The following is a 17,128-nucleotide window of genomic DNA, read 5'->3' as shown; positions in this document are numbered from 1 at the left end:
TATTCTCCCTTTTTTATAATTCTTTTATATTTTCTTGAATGTGATTTAACATATTTAAAAGATTATCGCGCTCTTCTTCACTCAATCCTTTAAATGCAGATGCTGCAAAACGTTCTTTTTCCTCTTGAAATGCCTGAATTTTATTCCGTCCCTCTTCAGTTAGAGAAACTAACGTAATTCTGTTATCAGCTGGATTTTTACGTCTTACAATCATTTCATTAGCCTCAAGCTGCTTTAAATGCCTCGTTATCGCAGCATTATCAATATTCACTTCTTGTTGAAGTGCTTTTTGACTAATTTCACCTACTTCATATAACTGAAGTATAAGCTCTAATCGGGACTGGCTCATACCCGTACAACCTTCAAACTTCGAACTTACTTCTTTATTTAGAAAGTGTAATTTATATAAAATAATCGCTTCTTTTGAGCATGAACTTGTCAAACTATCCCTCCTTTATACACAAAATAAAAACGTTTGATGCATCAATAGTTGATATGTCAATTAATATAATCTATATCTATTTAGAATGCAAGCTTTTTGTTTTCATTTTTATTTTTCCAAATTAAGGCGCTTTTTGGCGTTACAAAAAATGTAAATTACATTATAATAGTAATAATTTAAATGACTGGAGAGTGATTGTAATGCGGCAATACACAAATAGAAATGAGGAAATAAAAATGGAAAATGAAATGAGGATATTCACAAATGACAACAATAAATATAGGGATTGTCGCGCACGTGGACGCTGGCAAGACGAGTTTGACTGAGCGTATTCTTTATGAAACGAATGTGATTAAAGAAATTGGCCGAGTAGATAGTGGTAATACACAAACCGATTCAATGGAATTAGAAAGACAGCGCGGCATTACGATTAAAGCATCTGTCGTTTCTTTCTACATCAATGACTTAAAAGTAAATGTCATTGATACACCTGGACACGCTGATTTTATCGCTGAAGTGGAGCGGTCATTCCGCGTTTTAGACGGTGCAATTTTAGTTATTTCTGCCGTAGAAGGTGTGCAAGCACAAACAAAAATTTTAATGCGAACATTACAGAAACTAAACATACCGACTATTTTATTCGTTAATAAAATTGATCGTAGTGGCGCAAACACTAAAAAAGTTATGAAACAAATAAAAGAGGTTCTTTCAAATGAAACGTTCCCCTTCTACTCTGCTCTAAACGAAGGAACGAAAGAAGCCCGGATTATTGAATACAAATCATATGACGATTGCATAGAACGATTAGTACCATATAACGAATCATTGCTTGCATCATATGTAAATAACGAAATAATACCAGACGCATTATTAAGAAAAGAGCTAGAGCAACAAATACAGCAAGCAAATGTGTATCCAATCTTTTTCGGATCAGCCATGACAGGCATGGGCGTAACTGAACTACTAGAAAATATTTCAGTCTTATTTCCAGCTAAAAAGTCGGCAGAAAATGAAACATTATCCGGTGTTGTGTTTAAAATTGAACGTGAGCCTTCTGGGGAAAAGATTGCATATGTAAGAGTTTTTTCTGGTCATTTACACGTTAGAAAATATGTTCATATACAACGTAGTGAATCTCTAGCACATAAAGAAAAGATTAAGAAATTATGTGTATTTCATAACGGAGATGCTATTCAAACCGCTATCGTTCCAAGCGGAGAATTTTGCAAAGTGTGGGGACTTAGTGATATTAAAATTGGTGATATTATCGGTGAACGGACTGATTATATAAAAGATATTCACTTTGCCGAACCACAAATGGAAGCTGCTATTGAAGCATTACCAAAAGAACGTATTCATGATCTATACGCTGCACTTATGGAGCTATGTGAAGAAGATCCGCTTATTAAAGTGTGGAAAGATGATATTCATAATGAACTATATATTCGCCTTTTCGGTGAAGTTCAAAAAGAAGTAATTGAAACAACTCTTTATGAGAAATATAATTTGCAAGTTACTTTCTCAAATACGCGTGTCGTATGTATTGAAAAACCCATTGGCATAGGGAAAAGTGTTGAAGTAATGGGCGAAAAAGCGAATCCATTTTACGCAACAATTGGTTTTAAAATCGAACGTGATGAACTTAATTCTGGCGTAACATATAAGTTAGGTGTTGAACTGGGATCACTTCCATTAGCATTTCATAAAGCAATTGAAGATACTGTATTTCAAACGTTAAAACAAGGTTTATACGGATGGGAAGTTACGGACATTATCGTCACGTTAACACATACAGGTTATGCTAGTCCTGTTACAACAGCGAGTGACTTTAGGAACTTAACACCACTCGTTTTAATGGATGCTTTAATTCAAGCTGAAACATATGTATATGAACCAGTAAACGAGTTTGAATTGAATGTACCGGAGTACGCAATTAGTACCGCGATGTATAAATTAGCTGCTATTCCAGCAACTTTTAGCGAACCTAAATTATACAATGATTCTTACCAGTTAACAGGCTCATTACCTGTTGCGAAAACAGAGAATTTTAAGCGAATACTCCATTCATTCACTGAAGGAGAAGGAATATTTACAATGAAGCCATCTGGTTACAAAGAACTGAAGGCTCCCTTTCCTACTCGAAAACGTGTTGATTATAATCCGCTGAATCGTAAGGATTATTTAATTCATGTTTTGAGGGCTTATTAAGTAAAAAAGAGGTGCAAATTGCACCTCTTTTGCATGTATTGATAGGTTAGTTTGTCCTAATTGTAAAGTGATAATAAAGTTATTTAATTCTGATTTAAAAATATAAGAGCCTGGCTACAAATCATATTGTAGTAAAGCTCTTTAAAGTTGTTTAATTTCTAAGCATTTAAATGTGCTTGTAGACAAAAATTAATAATAAAGTTGTTTAAATCTTGTTCAACTAAATCACCCGTTAGTTCAATTAGAAAAAATTATCTATTATTATTAAAGTGGCCCACCTTCAAAACCAATAGGCCATCCATCGACTTTAAATTTTACTTTATACTGAAACTCAAAGTGACCATCATAAATAAAAGCTAAACTAAACCCAGAAAATATATAATCGTCAAAATTAACCATCTTTCCAAAACATATTGTGGATAGATAGTAGTTCTTCATTTCTTGATTTGGGAAGAATTTCTGTAAATATTTTAATGCACAGCTTATATGTAGATGGAGTTCATCGAATGTTTTTTCTGCCATTTCGATAATCTCCACATCGGGATTTTCATTATTCCCCTGAATAATAATATCCACATCTTCCCATTCTCCGATATTAATACTATAACACCACCGTTTTTGAATGAGATACTTTTCATTTTCGTATACAGGGGGATTAACTAGGTTTAATTTTTTCACCTCATCTTTAGTTAACGGTTTATCAAGAATAAGCTTTTTATGCAAAATTTCTTTGATATTAGAGACAATATATTTAGATTTATTTAATTCTAAAGAGTCCATTTTCCACCTCATAAATTATAAAATAAAGTAAATTTCCTCTTAATTATATCATCATCCTTATTTAACTATCCTGCACCGTTAGTTCAATAAGAATTAAACAACTATATTATTTTTCAAAGGACTTTATTGTAAATTAAACAACTTTATTATCTCCTAACACTAATAACTTCTTTAAGTTTTTCTATTATATTTGCTATCGCCTCAATTGAATTCTCTGTTTCATATTCCCCAACATTTACAGAATGATTTGCATTTTTAACAACATCGATCGTTAGATTCGTTTTATTCAACTGATCAATTTGATCTGCATTATATTGGTGATCTTTATCTCCAATTACTAATATCCCTTCATGATGACTATGTAAAATCGCCTCAAAAATAGAATCAAAAGTTAGTAAAGGTGTAAGTAGTATCATTTTTGACTGTAAAAACTCTTCTCTCTTCATTAAATTATTTGCAATCGGAATTGTTCCAAGTGACTTCCCTAAAAACATAGTATCGTTATATTGCTTACCCTTTAATACTTCCTTCATTATAGGATTAATATCATCCATCATTACTTTCGTTATTTCTTCCATTGATTTATTCATTACTTGTTCGTCATAAGAATAATGAATATGTACTACATCTATTTTATGTTCAAACATTAACATCGTCGCATAATAAAATAACGGTTTATCGTAATTATATCCTGAACCTGAGAACATAAAGCATATCTTATTTGAACCTTTTTCAATATGTGTATATGGAATTACTTTTCCTTCTATATGAATCTCTTTTTTTGTCCCCTTCACCCTTTTCCCCTCCTAATACATTTACTTTTGTAAAACGATATGTGCTGTATGAACTGATACATCCTTTACTTTCTCTTTTATAAACGCTGGCTGTAAGTTATATGTATCTAACTCTTCTACCGGCACCCACTTAAAGAAATATGTTCTACCTTCTTCTTCCAAAATATATTCCTCTGCCCCATTTGCAGGTAACTCATGAAGCTCTACTTCATAATAAAAACTAATTTCATGAAATTTCCTCTCAGAAAGTGTAAAGAAATTTTCTACTGACCATATTAATCTATTTATCTCGATAGGAACCGCTAACTCTTCAGCAAGCTCTCGTTTTAACGCATCTTCACTATTTTCTAGCATTTTCACTCTTCCGCCTGGTACGTACCAAAAATCTTCACCGTCACCTTGTAGAATAAGAATTTTATTATCATGTTTACAAATTGCTCCGACTCGGTAATTAAAACATGTTTCCTCAACTTTGAACGTAAGATCCACAACGATTGCCTCCTATATTTCATTTAAAAATTGCTATAAAACTATTATTTATCGTACAAATAAGATTACTAAATTTTTCTAGTTTATTCAATGGTTTTCAATTTTACGAATCTTCCCATCATCAACAATACATATGTATATATTACAATGACAGTACACGCGAAAAACGCCTTGTTTCTTTAATAACAAAGCGTTTTTTCTTGATACTATATTTAAATTGTTATCTTCCCACTTTCCCACCACTCCATAAAAGTTTTTAAAGAAGGAGCAACCCACGTTCTACTATCATTTTCATGGTTCCATACATATATATCATCTCTTTGCACTATCCCATTCAAAATGGAATAACCAAACAAATCACCATTTCCACCATCAGCGAAAAACAATAAACAGTCAAAAGGCATATATAAATCTTTAAAATCAACTATATATCTCATATTCATATTTTCTCTTTTTATTTTCGAGGCAGACCAAATAAAGTCCCCGTATTCACCTGCTATACCGTTTGTTTCTTGTAATAGCTGTGATAAGTCATTCGGTAATTCCACAAGTAAACACTTTTGTATTTCAATAAGCTCTTCCTTCATAGCGGGATTTTTTAAGCTTAAGTTTGATGAAATACTATGAATGGTTTCTTTCCACATAACCTTTTCTCCTCCTTATGTGCAATCAACTATATTCAAAGAGCTCCTCTAAATTTATTGATACCATTTTTCTAACAATCCCTTCTCCCTTTCGCCTGAAATCCCTGCTTTTAATTCCCATTCCTCCATACTCTTCATCCACTCATACACATCCGTCACAGTATCTTCTAATCTGCTAAAAGTAAGTCCCGCTTTAACAGCATTCTCGACACTAATAGAAAAACCACCTTTCCAAGGCTTCGTCTCACCTTCTAATGAAAAAGTTTCTGGAAGCCATAGTGGCATCTCTGTCCAAGGCTGTACTTTATGTTCATTCATAAATGATTCATCTACCCAAACGAATGCAGCATCACTATTTGTAACCTTTTTACACGTATTTAATAGCTCTTCCATCGTCAATTCATAACTTGGACCTGTTACATTGAATATACCTGCTTTATTGTTTTCTGCCATGTTTAGTCCCCAGTTTGCGACGTCTTTTATATCCACTACCTGCACTGGGCGGTCATTTCTTCCTGGAACTAACACTTCTCCTCCCTTTGCTACACGCCCAATCCAGTATGGAAGTCGGTCTGTATAATCATACATACCTGAAAGAAGTCCTGCTCTTACGTGTAGAGCACGCCCCGACCAATACTTCTCTACTTCTTTTTCACATAATACTTTCAACGCACCGTAATACTCATAAGGAGAAACTTCACCATTCTCTACAGCCTTTATTTGATCATCCGTTGGTTCGGGCTGTAATATATAATCTTCTTTTATGGCATGCGGAATCCAATCTTTATATACGGAAAGGCTTGAGATGAATATATAGTGTTCAATATTATCTTTCAGTACTTCTCCAATATTTCTAATGTGATGGGGAGAAAACCCACATGTATCTACGACAACATCCCATTTTCGATTTTCTAAACTTGAAACATCACCATTTCTATCACCGATAAGATGCTCTACTTCAGGAAAGATTTCTTTGTTTGTTCCGCGGTTAAATAATGTAACTTCATGCCCTCTGTTCAAAGCCTCTTCTACGAAAGCTTTTCCTAAAAATCGTGTACCACCTAGAATTAGAATTTTCATGTTTCGCCCCCATTCGTGATTGAAAATTGTTTCTTTTGTTAAACGATTTTTTGTTGTGGAAAGTTACGGGGTTGGTCTGATTTTTTCTGCAAGTTCAACATATGTAATTTCCATTTCATATATAATTAAAATATCGGATATTTGATTAAGCACTTATACATGTAAGTAGGTGAAAAATATGAATAGAAACATAGTTTATCATTCAACATTATGTATTTATTTTCTCACATCGCTTGTATATATCATCTTACTGAACATAGAAAATGGTCGTAATTATTTAGGGTTTACGATGGTTATTCCGCTTTTAGCTGCTATTTTATATCAGAAATTATATAAGAAACAAAAAATAGTTCATACATTTGGAATTTCACGTCCAAAAATAAGAACATTAATTTTCTCCATTTTATTCCCAATACTTCTAGGTCTATGTCTGCATTTCTATTTCTATTTTTATATTTATAATATAAAATTCTTATTTCATCATTGTAATGAATTAGGATTTCTCCTACTCATTGGTCTTACAATTGCTGCTTTGTCTGCATTTTTAGAAGAAATCATATGGCGGGGAAATTTTCATTACCATTTACGAAAAAAATATTCATTAAAACAAACAGCAATCATTACTGCATTGCTTTGGTCTTTATGGCATTTACCAGTATCAATCTTTTATAAAAATTATCAGTTTCAGCTTGTAGGAATATTAAGCTATCTCTCATTATTATTTATATTATCTATAATTTTGACGTATACGAGAGAGTATAGCCATTCTGTGATAACACCCGCAATTTTACATGGTATGTTTAATGTATTTTATTTAACAGATGGAGTAGAAACAAAATGGGATATTAGCCTAATGGAATTAATTAAATTTATCTTGCTGGTAATTGTGTTTGGCATGATGTACCTTATACAGCAAAAAGTTAAAAAAAAGTTAAAAAATAGTTAACAATAAAAAACATTTCATTTTTATGTATCTTAATAATTAGCTCATTAAGTACTTCAACCCCTATTCAATAATCGTATAGGGGTTGAAGTTTTATAATTTTAGTTGCACAACTTGGTTAATACAACACTTTTTTCTATCATAGAGAATAAAACAAGTTTAACTAAACCTTTTATTCTTATTTTTATAAAAATAACCATATTAATCGTTTAAATAAGGAAATATGGATTCTTTAATTAACTTCCATCTATCCCCTGCATTCGGTATGACTTCAGAAGCAATCGCCACCACCAGTTCCTTCTCTGGTATGCAGCAAATCACATTCCCACCATCGCCCATTGCACAGTATGAAAAGATTCCATCCTCTTCTCGTAACCACCATAAGTAACCATATTGATTTTGGTTCATTGTTGTCGATTCTTTTATCCATGATTTTGCTAATATTTGTTTTCCCTTATAAATACCTTTATTCAAATACAGCTGTCCAAACTTAGCCATATCTTTAATTGTTAACGTTAGTCCCCAGCCGCCCGTCGAAATACCATTTGGATCATGAACCCATCCCTTTACATCTTTTCCAAATAAGTCAGCAAATCCAAATGCTTTCATATTGTAGTTTGGAATTTCTCTCATGCTAAGTGGCTGAAATAAGTATTCATTCGCAAATTCACGCACGCTTTTTCCTGTTGCGCTCGTTATGATTGCTGATAGTAAATGAGCTCCTGCAGATGAGTATTTAAAAGATCCGATTTCTCCACCATTCCCCATTCTATTAAGTGTATACTGTACCCAATCCTCTTGCGTACATAATTCTTCTAACGGTTCCTGCCAGTCTACGAAAGGATGTGGAGCTGTCATCGTAAGAAGATGCCCTACTGTTATTTCAGGTGAATGAACGTTATATTCCGGGAAAAATTCTATTACTTTTTGATCAACACTTTTTATATACCCTTTATCTACACATAGTCCAATTAAGGCAGAAATAATCGTTTTTGTGACTGATGCTATATGAAATGCATCATCTGGACCGTGACCGTTATAATATTTTTCAAAAATAACATTACCTCTCTGCACTACTAACATACCATTAATATTTTTGTATTCTTCTTTTATAATCTGATCTAACTTTTCAGCGATTTTCATTATTCATTCCCCTTTAATCCATGATTAAAAAGGTTCGATAGGTACATATATATCAACTATATGTTTATTTTCCGGGTGCTGCCTTGGGTCATTTTTATACATTTCAAAAGGATACGAATCTCTCGGCTTATATCCGCTATTTGGAAGCCATTCACCGTATAAGAAATCCCATGCTCCTTTATATTCATCTTGGAATAATTCAAAATGACCTACCGCATACTTTCCAGAAGGTATTACCATTATTCCAATGTCGTTCGTTTCTACTGCGGACTCATTCGGAATTGTTATGCATAAACTAGTTCTTAAATGATTGTCCTCAGTAAATTCATGATGATCGTGGTAAATGGTTAATACTTTCATATCCTCAAATACATAATAGTTTTCCCCCGCTGCGTAATGAAATAATTTCTCTATCATTTTTGGAAAAGCTATCATTAACTCTTCATATGTACCGATATGCCTTATGTATGCGACGTGTATATCGTCCGCTGATACAATTTCAACATTTCCTCGAACCTTCTTACACTCATTGTATTGAGAAGTTCCGCTTACGTCTTTGCAATTCTTGCTATTGTCGTTTCGATATTGCGACGGACTTACTCCGTAATAATTTTTAAATGTACGGGAGAAAACTGCTGAATCTGTGAATCCGAAGTGATACGCAATATGTGTAATCGTCATATCTGTGCGATATGTAAGTAGATTTGTTGCCCTTTCTAACTTCAATCGGTTTACATACCGTGATAATGGCTCGTCTACTATCCCCTTAAAAATCCGATGAAAATGAAACTTTGAAAATCCTGCTACATCCGCTAGCTTTTCAATTGAAAGTGAATCATCTATGTGTGATTCGATATAATCTTGTACTTTATGAATGCGTCGTAAGTACTCATTTCTACTTTGTTTACTCTCCATATTTTTATCTCCTCAAAACAAAAAGGCTAACGTTAAGCTAGCCTACTTTTATACATTTTTCAAAAATAAAACTCTACTACCACCATTCCCATCATAATTTGTATGTACCGATACACCCTCTACCTCATCATCCCCAGCCTCAATTCGAAAACCGATTTCTTGATGAAACTGTATCGACTTTTTATTAGTTGGTGACGTAATTGCTTTTACAACTTTACGATTATTTGCACGAGCGACATCAAAGAAATAAGAATACAATGTCGATGCGATTCCTCTTCTTCTATACTTCGGATTTACACCGATAAAATGAACGTATGCTTCATCTTTATATGTTTGTGAAAAAAATCCGCATAAGAAACCTAACGTTTCGCCCTCTTCTTCAATGATAAAACTCGTTTCTTGAAAGTGAACAAAAAACAGTTTTGGCAACATGGCAACCATGTCTCTCCCGCCCCACCATTCATTTAAAACTGAATGAATCTTTACATAATCTTCCCCTTGGATATTTCTTACTCGCATATGTTTCTCCCTCTCACTCACTTCATTTTTTCATAAATTTTAATGACTGTTTCTACTAATAGGATGAATACCCATATCCCGCAAAATACAAGAACAGACTGGAATATGGATCCAATTATCATAACACCAACTGTACCTGTTATTGAAAAAGATATTCCACCAAGCCCTGGATCTTGTATAAATGCTCCAGCAGAAAAAGCAGTTATAATTGATACTATTAAATAAATAACACTCGTTATTTTTAATATCTTTATAGAAAGATACGAGTTTTTTTCTTGTTCCACTTGTGATAATTCGATTTCCCCGCTCTCAATTCCTTTTTGCAAACAGTCTTCACATAGAAATTCTTCCTTAATTTTTTTACCACCGTGCATCGTACCTGTTATTTCTTTACATCTTGAACATTTTCGATTTATCATGTTGTTATCACTCCAATCTGTTAAGATTATACTTATACAATTCTACGTTTACCTTAATATTCCTTTTATGTATTTTATAGAGAAAGGTCGTGTTTTATGATTTCAAAACTCACATTTGGCTCTAAAAAAATTAACGTTCATTATACATTAAGGCCTAGTTGTTATGCGATTATTTTTCAATCATCTTCTTCAAAGATTGCTGTTATCCAAAAAGGAGACCGTTACTTTTTACCTGGTGGCGGTATGGAAGGTAATGAAACAAAAGAAGAATGTTTGCACCGTGAACTACTAGAGGAATTAGGATGGGCAATTAAAATTGATCAGTATATCGGTAATGCGGCTCGATATTTTTATGCAGAAAAGGAAGATATATATTATTTAAACGATGGATTTTTTTATATTGCGAATATGGTGCAGAAACAAACTGAAAACTGTGAGGAGGATCATGTTCTAAGGTGGATGTCTCCATTGCATGCTATAGAGCTTCTCATGCACGATCATCAAAAATGGGCCGTTGAACAAGCGCTTTTATTACAAAAACAAAAAGGATCTCCTTCTATATGAAAGAGATCCTTTTTACTGTTAACTTACTTTTTTCAAATTGAGAGCAGGCTTTTTCATTCCACCTTTTTTTACAACATATAAACCGATGAAGATAATAAGCCCGCCAACTAGTTGCATCAAATTAATTTGCTCCCCTATTGTTACAGCCGCAAAGATAACTGCAAATAATGGTACGAGATACATATAAACCATTACTTTTGTTGAGCCTATTTGACTAATACCGACATACCACATTGCTAGTCCGAAGATGGTCGCAAAGACGATTGAATATGCAAGCGATCCCCAGCTTGGCGTATCTACTGGCCACGTTAAAGAATTTACGTTGAATAAACAGTATATAACTAGCGGTACAATTCCAATTAAAGTAGACCATGATGTAACTCTCATTGCGGAGTATTTTGTAATGAGTGGTTGCGCTAAAATTGGATACCATCCCCACGCAATTGCTGCGACTAATCCAATTATATTTCCGAGCCACGCATACTCGTAAGTAGCTCCTCCTGTATGTCCTGTTAATAAAACGAATGCTGCACCAATAAAGGCTACGATTGAACCAATTTGTACTTTCATCGAAAAACGTTCTTGTTTGTGCAATACTGCTAATATCCCTGTAAAAATAGGTGACATTGCAATTAATAATGAAGCGTTCGTTGCTGAAGTATATTTCACAGATAGCATAAACATCGTTTGATACATTGTCGTTCCAACGATGCCGACTGCTACTAATCGTAACCAATCTTTTCTTTCAATACGTAATGAGCGTTCCATCATAAAAGTAATAAGTAATAATACCGGTGATGCTACTAAAAATCGTAAACTATTAAATTGAATGGATGACATATATGCCACGCCATACTTTCCTATTGTATAATTTGCTCCCCATACTAATGCAACAGATACTAGGAGCCATTCCATTTGCCATCGTTTCATCCGAATCTCCCCTTCCATATTTAGCATAGTAAAATTGGCTGGATATAACACCGTCCAATTGGCTGTTTTTTTACCCAGCCAATTTGTTATACTGAATGTATATAAGAGATGCGGAGGCGTTTGTATGGAATGGAAGCTAGATAGTGACAGTAAAATCCCTATTTATCAGCAAGTTGTTGACTTTATTGAAAAACGTATTACATACGGAGAACTTCCTCCAGGAAGCTTCCTACCTTCCGAACGAAAATTAGCTACACAGTTAAATGTAAACCGAAGTACAGTAACGACTGCTTATAACGAACTACGTGCTATGGGAATTGTAGAAAGTACGACTGGTAAAGGTACACGTGTAAGTACACATATGTGGGGCGTTTCTCCAACATTAACGCCGAACTGGAGAAATTTCGTAGAAGGCGGTACGTTCTTACCAAACTTACCGTTACTTCGCCATATTCGGGCAGAAGTACAACAAAATGAAAATATTATTGATTTCGCAAACGGAGAACTCGGTTGTAATCTCTACCCACACGATCAACTACAAACAATTTTACGAGAACAACCGTTAACACATTCATTAAGTTATGATCATCCACAAGGCTATCTTCCGCTGAGACAAGCGGTTGTAAAATATATGAGGGAATATTTAAAAGTTGAAGCAACTGAGCAATCCATTATGATTACATCTGGCGCACAGCAAGCACTTCACCTGATCGTACAATGTTTATTAAATCCAGGTGATGCTGTTGCTTTCGAAAGTCCTTCACACTGTTATTCCCTGCCTCTATTCCAATCAGCAGGTATTCGTATTTTCCCATTACCTGTCGATGAACATGGAATTAACCCAGATGATGTACAGGAGTTATATAGAAAACACCGTATTAAAATGATCTTTTTAAATCCAAATTTCCAAAACCCTACGGGAACGATGCTTCATCCAAACCGTAGAAAAAAACTATTATCACTTTGCGCAGATTTACGAATTGCAATCGTTGAAGATGATCCGTCCAGTTTACTTACGCTAGAAAAGAAACAACCTTGCCCTACTTTAAAATCGATTGATGAAAATGGAACAGTCATTTATGTACATTCTTTATCAAAAATGATTGCGCCAGGATTACGAGTCGGCTGGCTCGTCGCTCCGCAATCCGTAGTAGAAAGGTTATCCGACGCAAGGCACCAAATGGAATTAGGTATGAGCATATTCCCGCAGTGGCTTATGCAGCAGTTTTTCGAAACTGTACCATTTCAGTCGCATATCGTACCGTTACGAAAACAACTAGCAGAAAAAAGAGACGTTATCGTTCGCGCCCTAAACGAGCAACTTCACGATAAAATCTCTTTTTCAAACCCAACCGGCGGTATATACATATGGGGGAAACTAAAAGAACCGATAAACGAAAAACAACTTATTATGCAAAGTTTAAAACAAGAAATCGCGTTTATGCCGGGTAGTATTTTCGGTGCGAAAGATGGTTATATTCGTTTATCTTATGGAAAAGTGAATATTGATCAAATTGAGGAAGGTATTTCTCGTTTGCGTGAGGCTATTTTAGTTTGTGAAAAATAACTTTACATAAAGCTCTATCGTTTGACAAAAGAAAAATCTACCATTATTATCAACACGAACCTAGTTACCCCGCATTAACGGGCAATAAAACTCCCAGCTCAAAATTCAGCTGTAACAAAGAAGTTAGGTGGGAGATTAACTGCCCGTAAATGCCCGATTGGTTCAACTAATAATCAGTGGAGGGTGAATCCCCCCACTGATTAAAGTTTCACTTTATAGGAGTGGTAAAAATGAAAATTTACGTTGATGCAGATGCTTGTCCTGTAAAAGATGTAATTATTTTTGAAGCTACGAGTGCAGAAATTCCTGTAACTCTAGTTACTAGCTTTTCTCATTATTCTAATGCTCAGCAGCCTAAAGGTGTAGAAACAATTTATGTTGATTCCGGAGCAGATGCTGCAGATTACCGAATTATGCAGTTAGCAAAAAAAGAAGATTTAATCGTAACACAAGATTACGGTCTTGCTTCGCTCGCTTTAGCAAAAGGCTGTATCGTTCTACACCATAAAGGCTATAAGTATACGAATGATAACATCGAACAATTGTTACAAACACGATATTTAAGTGCAATGGTTCGAAAAAGTGGTAAACGTACAAAGGGACCGAAACCATTTACAGCAGAAGATAAAGAGAAATTTAGAGAGCTCTTTAAAAGTATGATCGCACTTTAAAAATGAATCGTCTATTTGCAAGGAAAACTTCGCAAAACAAAGAAGAGAATATCGTAATGAACATTCTCTTCTTGAGGTTTACCCTTTAAAATGAAGGTAAATTATCTAAGTTATTTTCTTTTATTCCATCAGGTTCACTACGTATAATATCTCTACCATACTTATGAAATACGTCCACATGAGCTAACTTCCCTGATTTTGCTTCACTAAGAGCAGTCATATAATCTAACTCTCTCCCGCTACTTGTTTTAAAAGCAATCAAATCACCTTCATCATTTTTACGAACAGCAACAATTTGTTCTGCTCCTGAAGTAACTTCCTGAGCTATTTCAAATTGAGCTTGCTCTTCCCCTTGATGTAAATAATCATTATATACTTTTTCAAAGTCTTTTTTGTCCATTAAACTCACCTCCAAAACATTTTATTAGTATGGTTGGGAGGTGTTGGTTTTATGTAATTTTCTGTTAGAAAAACGAATTTTTAATACCTACGCAACCCCTTCAAAGTCTCCAATATATCATCTGTAAAGGCTGTACTACCTTCTGTCTCTAAAGCTCTGAAATAAAAACTTCTTAGGAAAGTTCTAATATTTTGTACTAAAATAGCATGCTGCGGATGTCGGATGTCTTCAACAGTTGCTATACTATGTAACCAGTTGCTCCACTCTTCTTCAGTTAAAAGATTTTGGTTACGTAAAGACATAATTGGCTTTACTAATCTCTCATCTTCAAAGTGTACATATACGTAATCACTTAATCGAACCTTTTGACGAACAGCTGCAAGAATTGCATATGAAAACTCACGATTTTGTATAGTACGCACTAAAGCATCTAGTGCATCAGCAGCGTGTGCAGTAGAGTGTGCCCAGCCTTTTCCTTCTACGTAACCTCTTACATCTTCTTCTAAATATACATATTCCAGCACTTGTTCTGCTACACTGTACAGTTGTTCTTCGGATAACAACGGTTCTCTTTCATGAACAGATAAAATAAGTGGTGGAATTAATACGGAGAATGCACGTTTAAATACAGAGTCTGTTCCCTTTTCACCAATTTTATAAAATAAATAATCAGGACTAATTGCTTGTAACATTAATCCTCTTAACTCTTTTTGTCTAAATACATCATTTGTAATCCATGTGTGAAGCGTACTATAAATTAAATCATCACGTAATTCAGCATCAGGTGATCCGATATAATCTAGCATCCACTGCGCATATGGATATGCATCTACGTCTTCTGGTACAGCATAATTATTATTTTTAATTTGTAGTAGTTCTTCTTTTAGTTCTAGTACTTCATTCATTATATTTCTTGTCCCCTTTTTGCGTTTTTTATTGTCTTATCCCCTTTTATTTGCTTCATAAAATTAATTTAATTATAACAATAAACAAAAGGCTATACATATATTTCTGATTATGTATTACGCTCTTTCATGAAATATAACTTCTGGATTTCCTAAATCACTATTCTTAAATATAACATTCGCACACTCTTTCGGATTATGCTCATCTATATACATTTTACAAGTCGCGTGATACCTGTTTAAAAACATCTTCTCTGCTTCTTCATAACTTCCAAAAGCTTCAGTTTCCCGCTTAGCACCACGTTTTCTCGCAATCTCAAAATTTGTATCTACAAAGATTTTGTAATCAAATAAATGCGCAACGTCTTTTTTCAATAGAAACGTTCCATCTACTATTAATATCATATTTTGCGTGGCCAATAGCGGCTCATTATGTACAGGCATATCCGTTATTAAGTTATGAGAAATCGTTTCATACTGTAAATTTCCGTTAGGTCCTAAAGGCATTAATAATCTTTCTTTGAAAGCTGTATAATCGTGTGCATCTTCATAATACCCTCTTGCAGATTCTTTTCCTTTTGCATAGCGAATCACTCTTGGATTATGAAAATCATCAATGCTGGCGCGTGTTACTGGTAATCCTCGTTTTTTTATTTCTTCCGCTAGTTCGCTTGCAAATGTTGTTTTTCCTGAGGCTGTAATACCGCTTACTCCAACTCTTATTGGATGGGTTAAGTTTAGCTTTACAATATGATCTGCAATTTCTTTGATTCGTTGTTTTCGGTTCATGATATCTCCCTTTATAATTAGTTTACATAATATAATTATAGGTAATAATTCATGTCACTATTTGTCGGTAAATCGATATCCTTTCTCGAATCGCTGATATCTCGAAAAAATCGTTGATATATTTTAAGTTATGATAGATATATTTGAAAAATCGTTGATATATTATTAGCTTACTTCCCCTTAAATCCTCGATATAAAGCAGTCCGTAATTCTTGTTTGTATTCTTCAATTTCTGGCATTTCGAGTTCTTCTGCTAGTCTGATAGCTAATTCAATATCATACGGTACTCGTACAAGTTGAATAGAAAAGCTCGCTGCTTCTTTTTCATTGTAAGTTCCTTCAAATATTAAATAGGAAGCTTGTGTTATTTCAAGTGGGTTTCCTACGCTACCGGCATTACATAACGTTTTCCCTCTGAAATTTTGAACGAATGCTTGGTGAACGTCACCGTAACAAACGACATCTGGTTTTCTTTCCCCTTCTATATTTTCCGTCAGATCACTATTTTCGAACATACTAATACGTTCTTCTCTTGAAGCGTGTGGTTGAATTCTTTCATATAAACTTCTCGGTGAAGCGTGAAACATACGAATGAATTTCCCACTCATATAAAACTCGATTGAAAATGGTAAGTTTCTTAAATAGTCATTTTGTTCTTCCGATAATTGTTTTTGATGCCATTTCAATGCTTCAAATTCAGTCGGCTTTGTAATAAAATCATCCCAGTTTCCCATTACGACTACTTCACATTCTTTACGAATGATTTCAATTGCTTCACTGGAATGAGGTCCTTTTCCTACTAAATCTCCAAGGCAAATAATGCGCTCGATTCCTCTTAATTTAATATCATTCAACACGGATTCTAATGCTTGAATATTACCGTGAATATCTGAAATTACTGCTATTTTATCCATATAAATTACTCC

Annotated in this window: 20 protein-coding genes; 5 read left to right on the top strand and 15 right to left on the bottom strand. The window is 34.2% G+C overall.

The window, feature by feature from the left end; translation table 11 throughout:
- Positions 1-13: 13 nt before the first annotated feature.
- The gene (locus B9A45_RS14355; protein ID WP_048656356.1) at positions 14-442 is read right to left on the bottom strand and encodes a MarR family winged helix-turn-helix transcriptional regulator; all 429 of its coding nucleotides are present in this window, start codon (positions 440-442) and stop codon (positions 14-16) included.
- A gap of 264 nt (positions 443-706) precedes the next feature.
- On the opposite strand from B9A45_RS14355, the gene B9A45_RS14345 reads away from it, so the two are divergent.
- Complete coding sequence (locus B9A45_RS14345) at positions 707-2,650, top strand: elongation factor G (protein WP_084064178.1); 1,944 nt, start codon at positions 707-709, stop codon at positions 2,648-2,650.
- 264 nt (positions 2,651-2,914) lie between these two features.
- Here B9A45_RS14345 and B9A45_RS14340 read toward each other — a convergent pair whose 3' ends face one another.
- The 5 genes from B9A45_RS14340 to B9A45_RS14320 all read right to left on the bottom strand — a co-directional run bounded on the left by B9A45_RS14340 (position 2,915) and on the right by B9A45_RS14320 (position 6,437).
- Entirely contained in the window at positions 2,915-3,430 is a 516-nt protein-coding gene (locus B9A45_RS14340; protein WP_084064177.1) for a hypothetical protein, read from the bottom strand.
- 146 nt (positions 3,431-3,576) lie between these two features.
- Positions 3,577-4,224, bottom strand: coding sequence for an alpha/beta hydrolase (locus tag B9A45_RS14335; protein WP_084064176.1), 648 nt, complete (start codon positions 4,222-4,224; stop codon positions 3,577-3,579).
- A 21-nt stretch (positions 4,225-4,245) separates the two neighbouring features.
- On the bottom strand, positions 4,246-4,713 hold the full coding sequence (locus B9A45_RS14330) for an NUDIX hydrolase (RefSeq protein ID WP_000366233.1): 468 nt from the start codon (positions 4,711-4,713) through the stop codon (positions 4,246-4,248).
- Between the two features lie 212 nt (positions 4,714-4,925).
- Positions 4,926-5,357, bottom strand: coding sequence for an SMI1/KNR4 family protein (locus B9A45_RS14325; RefSeq protein ID WP_084064175.1), 432 nt, complete (start codon positions 5,355-5,357; stop codon positions 4,926-4,928).
- Positions 5,358-5,411: 54 nt separating this feature from the next.
- Complete coding sequence (locus B9A45_RS14320) at positions 5,412-6,437, bottom strand: SDR family oxidoreductase (RefSeq protein WP_084064174.1); 1,026 nt, start codon at positions 6,435-6,437, stop codon at positions 5,412-5,414.
- 169 nt (positions 6,438-6,606) lie between these two features.
- Between B9A45_RS14320 and B9A45_RS14315 the strand changes: the two genes are divergently transcribed.
- Positions 6,607-7,383: a CPBP family intramembrane glutamic endopeptidase gene (locus B9A45_RS14315; RefSeq protein ID WP_084064173.1), complete on the top strand. Its 777-nt coding sequence runs from the start codon at positions 6,607-6,609 to the stop codon at positions 7,381-7,383.
- A 198-nt stretch (positions 7,384-7,581) separates the two neighbouring features.
- Here the strand turns inward: B9A45_RS14315 and B9A45_RS14310 are convergent, their stop codons facing one another.
- The 4 genes from B9A45_RS14310 to B9A45_RS14295 are packed head-to-tail and all read right to left on the bottom strand — an operon-like array spanning position 7,582 to position 10,376.
- The gene (locus B9A45_RS14310; RefSeq protein WP_084064172.1) at positions 7,582-8,523 is read right to left on the bottom strand and encodes a serine hydrolase domain-containing protein; all 942 of its coding nucleotides are present in this window, start codon (positions 8,521-8,523) and stop codon (positions 7,582-7,584) included.
- Positions 8,524-8,547: 24 nt separating this feature from the next.
- Positions 8,548-9,438 carry an AraC family transcriptional regulator gene (locus B9A45_RS14305; RefSeq protein ID WP_084064171.1) on the bottom strand — a complete coding sequence of 297 codons (891 nt, stop codon included), beginning with the start codon at positions 9,436-9,438 and terminating at the stop codon, positions 8,548-8,550.
- Between the two features lie 48 nt (positions 9,439-9,486).
- Positions 9,487-9,957, bottom strand: a complete 471-nt coding sequence (locus B9A45_RS14300) for a GNAT family N-acetyltransferase (protein WP_001266069.1) — start codon at positions 9,955-9,957, stop codon at positions 9,487-9,489.
- 17 nt (positions 9,958-9,974) lie between these two features.
- Positions 9,975-10,376, bottom strand: coding sequence for a DUF3980 domain-containing protein (locus B9A45_RS14295; RefSeq protein ID WP_084064170.1), 402 nt, complete (start codon positions 10,374-10,376; stop codon positions 9,975-9,977).
- A 96-nt stretch (positions 10,377-10,472) separates the two neighbouring features.
- Between B9A45_RS14295 and B9A45_RS14290 the strand changes: the two genes are divergently transcribed.
- A complete protein-coding gene (locus B9A45_RS14290; RefSeq protein WP_000624000.1) occupies positions 10,473-10,940 on the top strand; it encodes an NUDIX hydrolase in 468 nt (155 codons plus the stop codon).
- Between the two features lie 18 nt (positions 10,941-10,958).
- On the opposite strand, the gene B9A45_RS14285 is transcribed toward B9A45_RS14290, so the two are convergent.
- Complete coding sequence (locus tag B9A45_RS14285) at positions 10,959-11,870, bottom strand: DMT family transporter (protein ID WP_084064169.1); 912 nt, start codon at positions 11,868-11,870, stop codon at positions 10,959-10,961.
- Between the two features lie 124 nt (positions 11,871-11,994).
- Between B9A45_RS14285 and B9A45_RS14280 the strand changes: the two genes are divergently transcribed.
- Positions 11,995-13,437 (top strand): MocR-like pyridoxine biosynthesis transcription factor PdxR, encoded by a 1,443-nt coding sequence (locus B9A45_RS14280; protein ID WP_053512504.1) that lies wholly within the window; start codon positions 11,995-11,997, stop codon positions 13,435-13,437.
- Positions 13,438-13,667: 230 nt separating this feature from the next.
- The gene (locus B9A45_RS14275; RefSeq protein ID WP_000708774.1) at positions 13,668-14,108 is read left to right on the top strand and encodes a YaiI/YqxD family protein; all 441 of its coding nucleotides are present in this window, start codon (positions 13,668-13,670) and stop codon (positions 14,106-14,108) included.
- A gap of 85 nt (positions 14,109-14,193) precedes the next feature.
- Here B9A45_RS14275 and B9A45_RS14270 read toward each other — a convergent pair whose 3' ends face one another.
- The 4 genes from B9A45_RS14270 to B9A45_RS14255 form a co-directional block, all read right to left on the bottom strand.
- Positions 14,194-14,508, bottom strand: coding sequence for a DUF3892 domain-containing protein (locus B9A45_RS14270; RefSeq protein ID WP_000358163.1), 315 nt, complete (start codon positions 14,506-14,508; stop codon positions 14,194-14,196).
- 80 nt (positions 14,509-14,588) lie between these two features.
- Entirely contained in the window at positions 14,589-15,413 is an 825-nt protein-coding gene (locus B9A45_RS14265) for a DUF2785 domain-containing protein (protein WP_084064168.1), read from the bottom strand.
- 117 nt (positions 15,414-15,530) lie between these two features.
- Positions 15,531-16,202 (bottom strand): nucleoside/nucleotide kinase family protein, encoded by a 672-nt coding sequence (locus B9A45_RS14260; RefSeq protein ID WP_084064167.1) that lies wholly within the window; start codon positions 16,200-16,202, stop codon positions 15,531-15,533.
- Positions 16,203-16,372: 170 nt separating this feature from the next.
- A complete protein-coding gene (locus B9A45_RS14255; RefSeq protein WP_000357653.1) occupies positions 16,373-17,116 on the bottom strand; it encodes a metallophosphoesterase family protein in 744 nt (247 codons plus the stop codon).
- Between the last annotated feature and the right edge of the window lie 12 nt (positions 17,117-17,128).

Origin of the sequence: Bacillus sp. JKS001846, from assembly GCF_900176455.1 — a bacterium.
Lineage (GTDB): Bacteria > Bacillota > Bacilli > Bacillales > Bacillaceae_G > Bacillus_A > Bacillus_A cereus.
The sequence above is the reverse complement of the archived record's forward strand: the minus strand, read 5'-3'. Positions and strand labels throughout refer to the sequence as shown.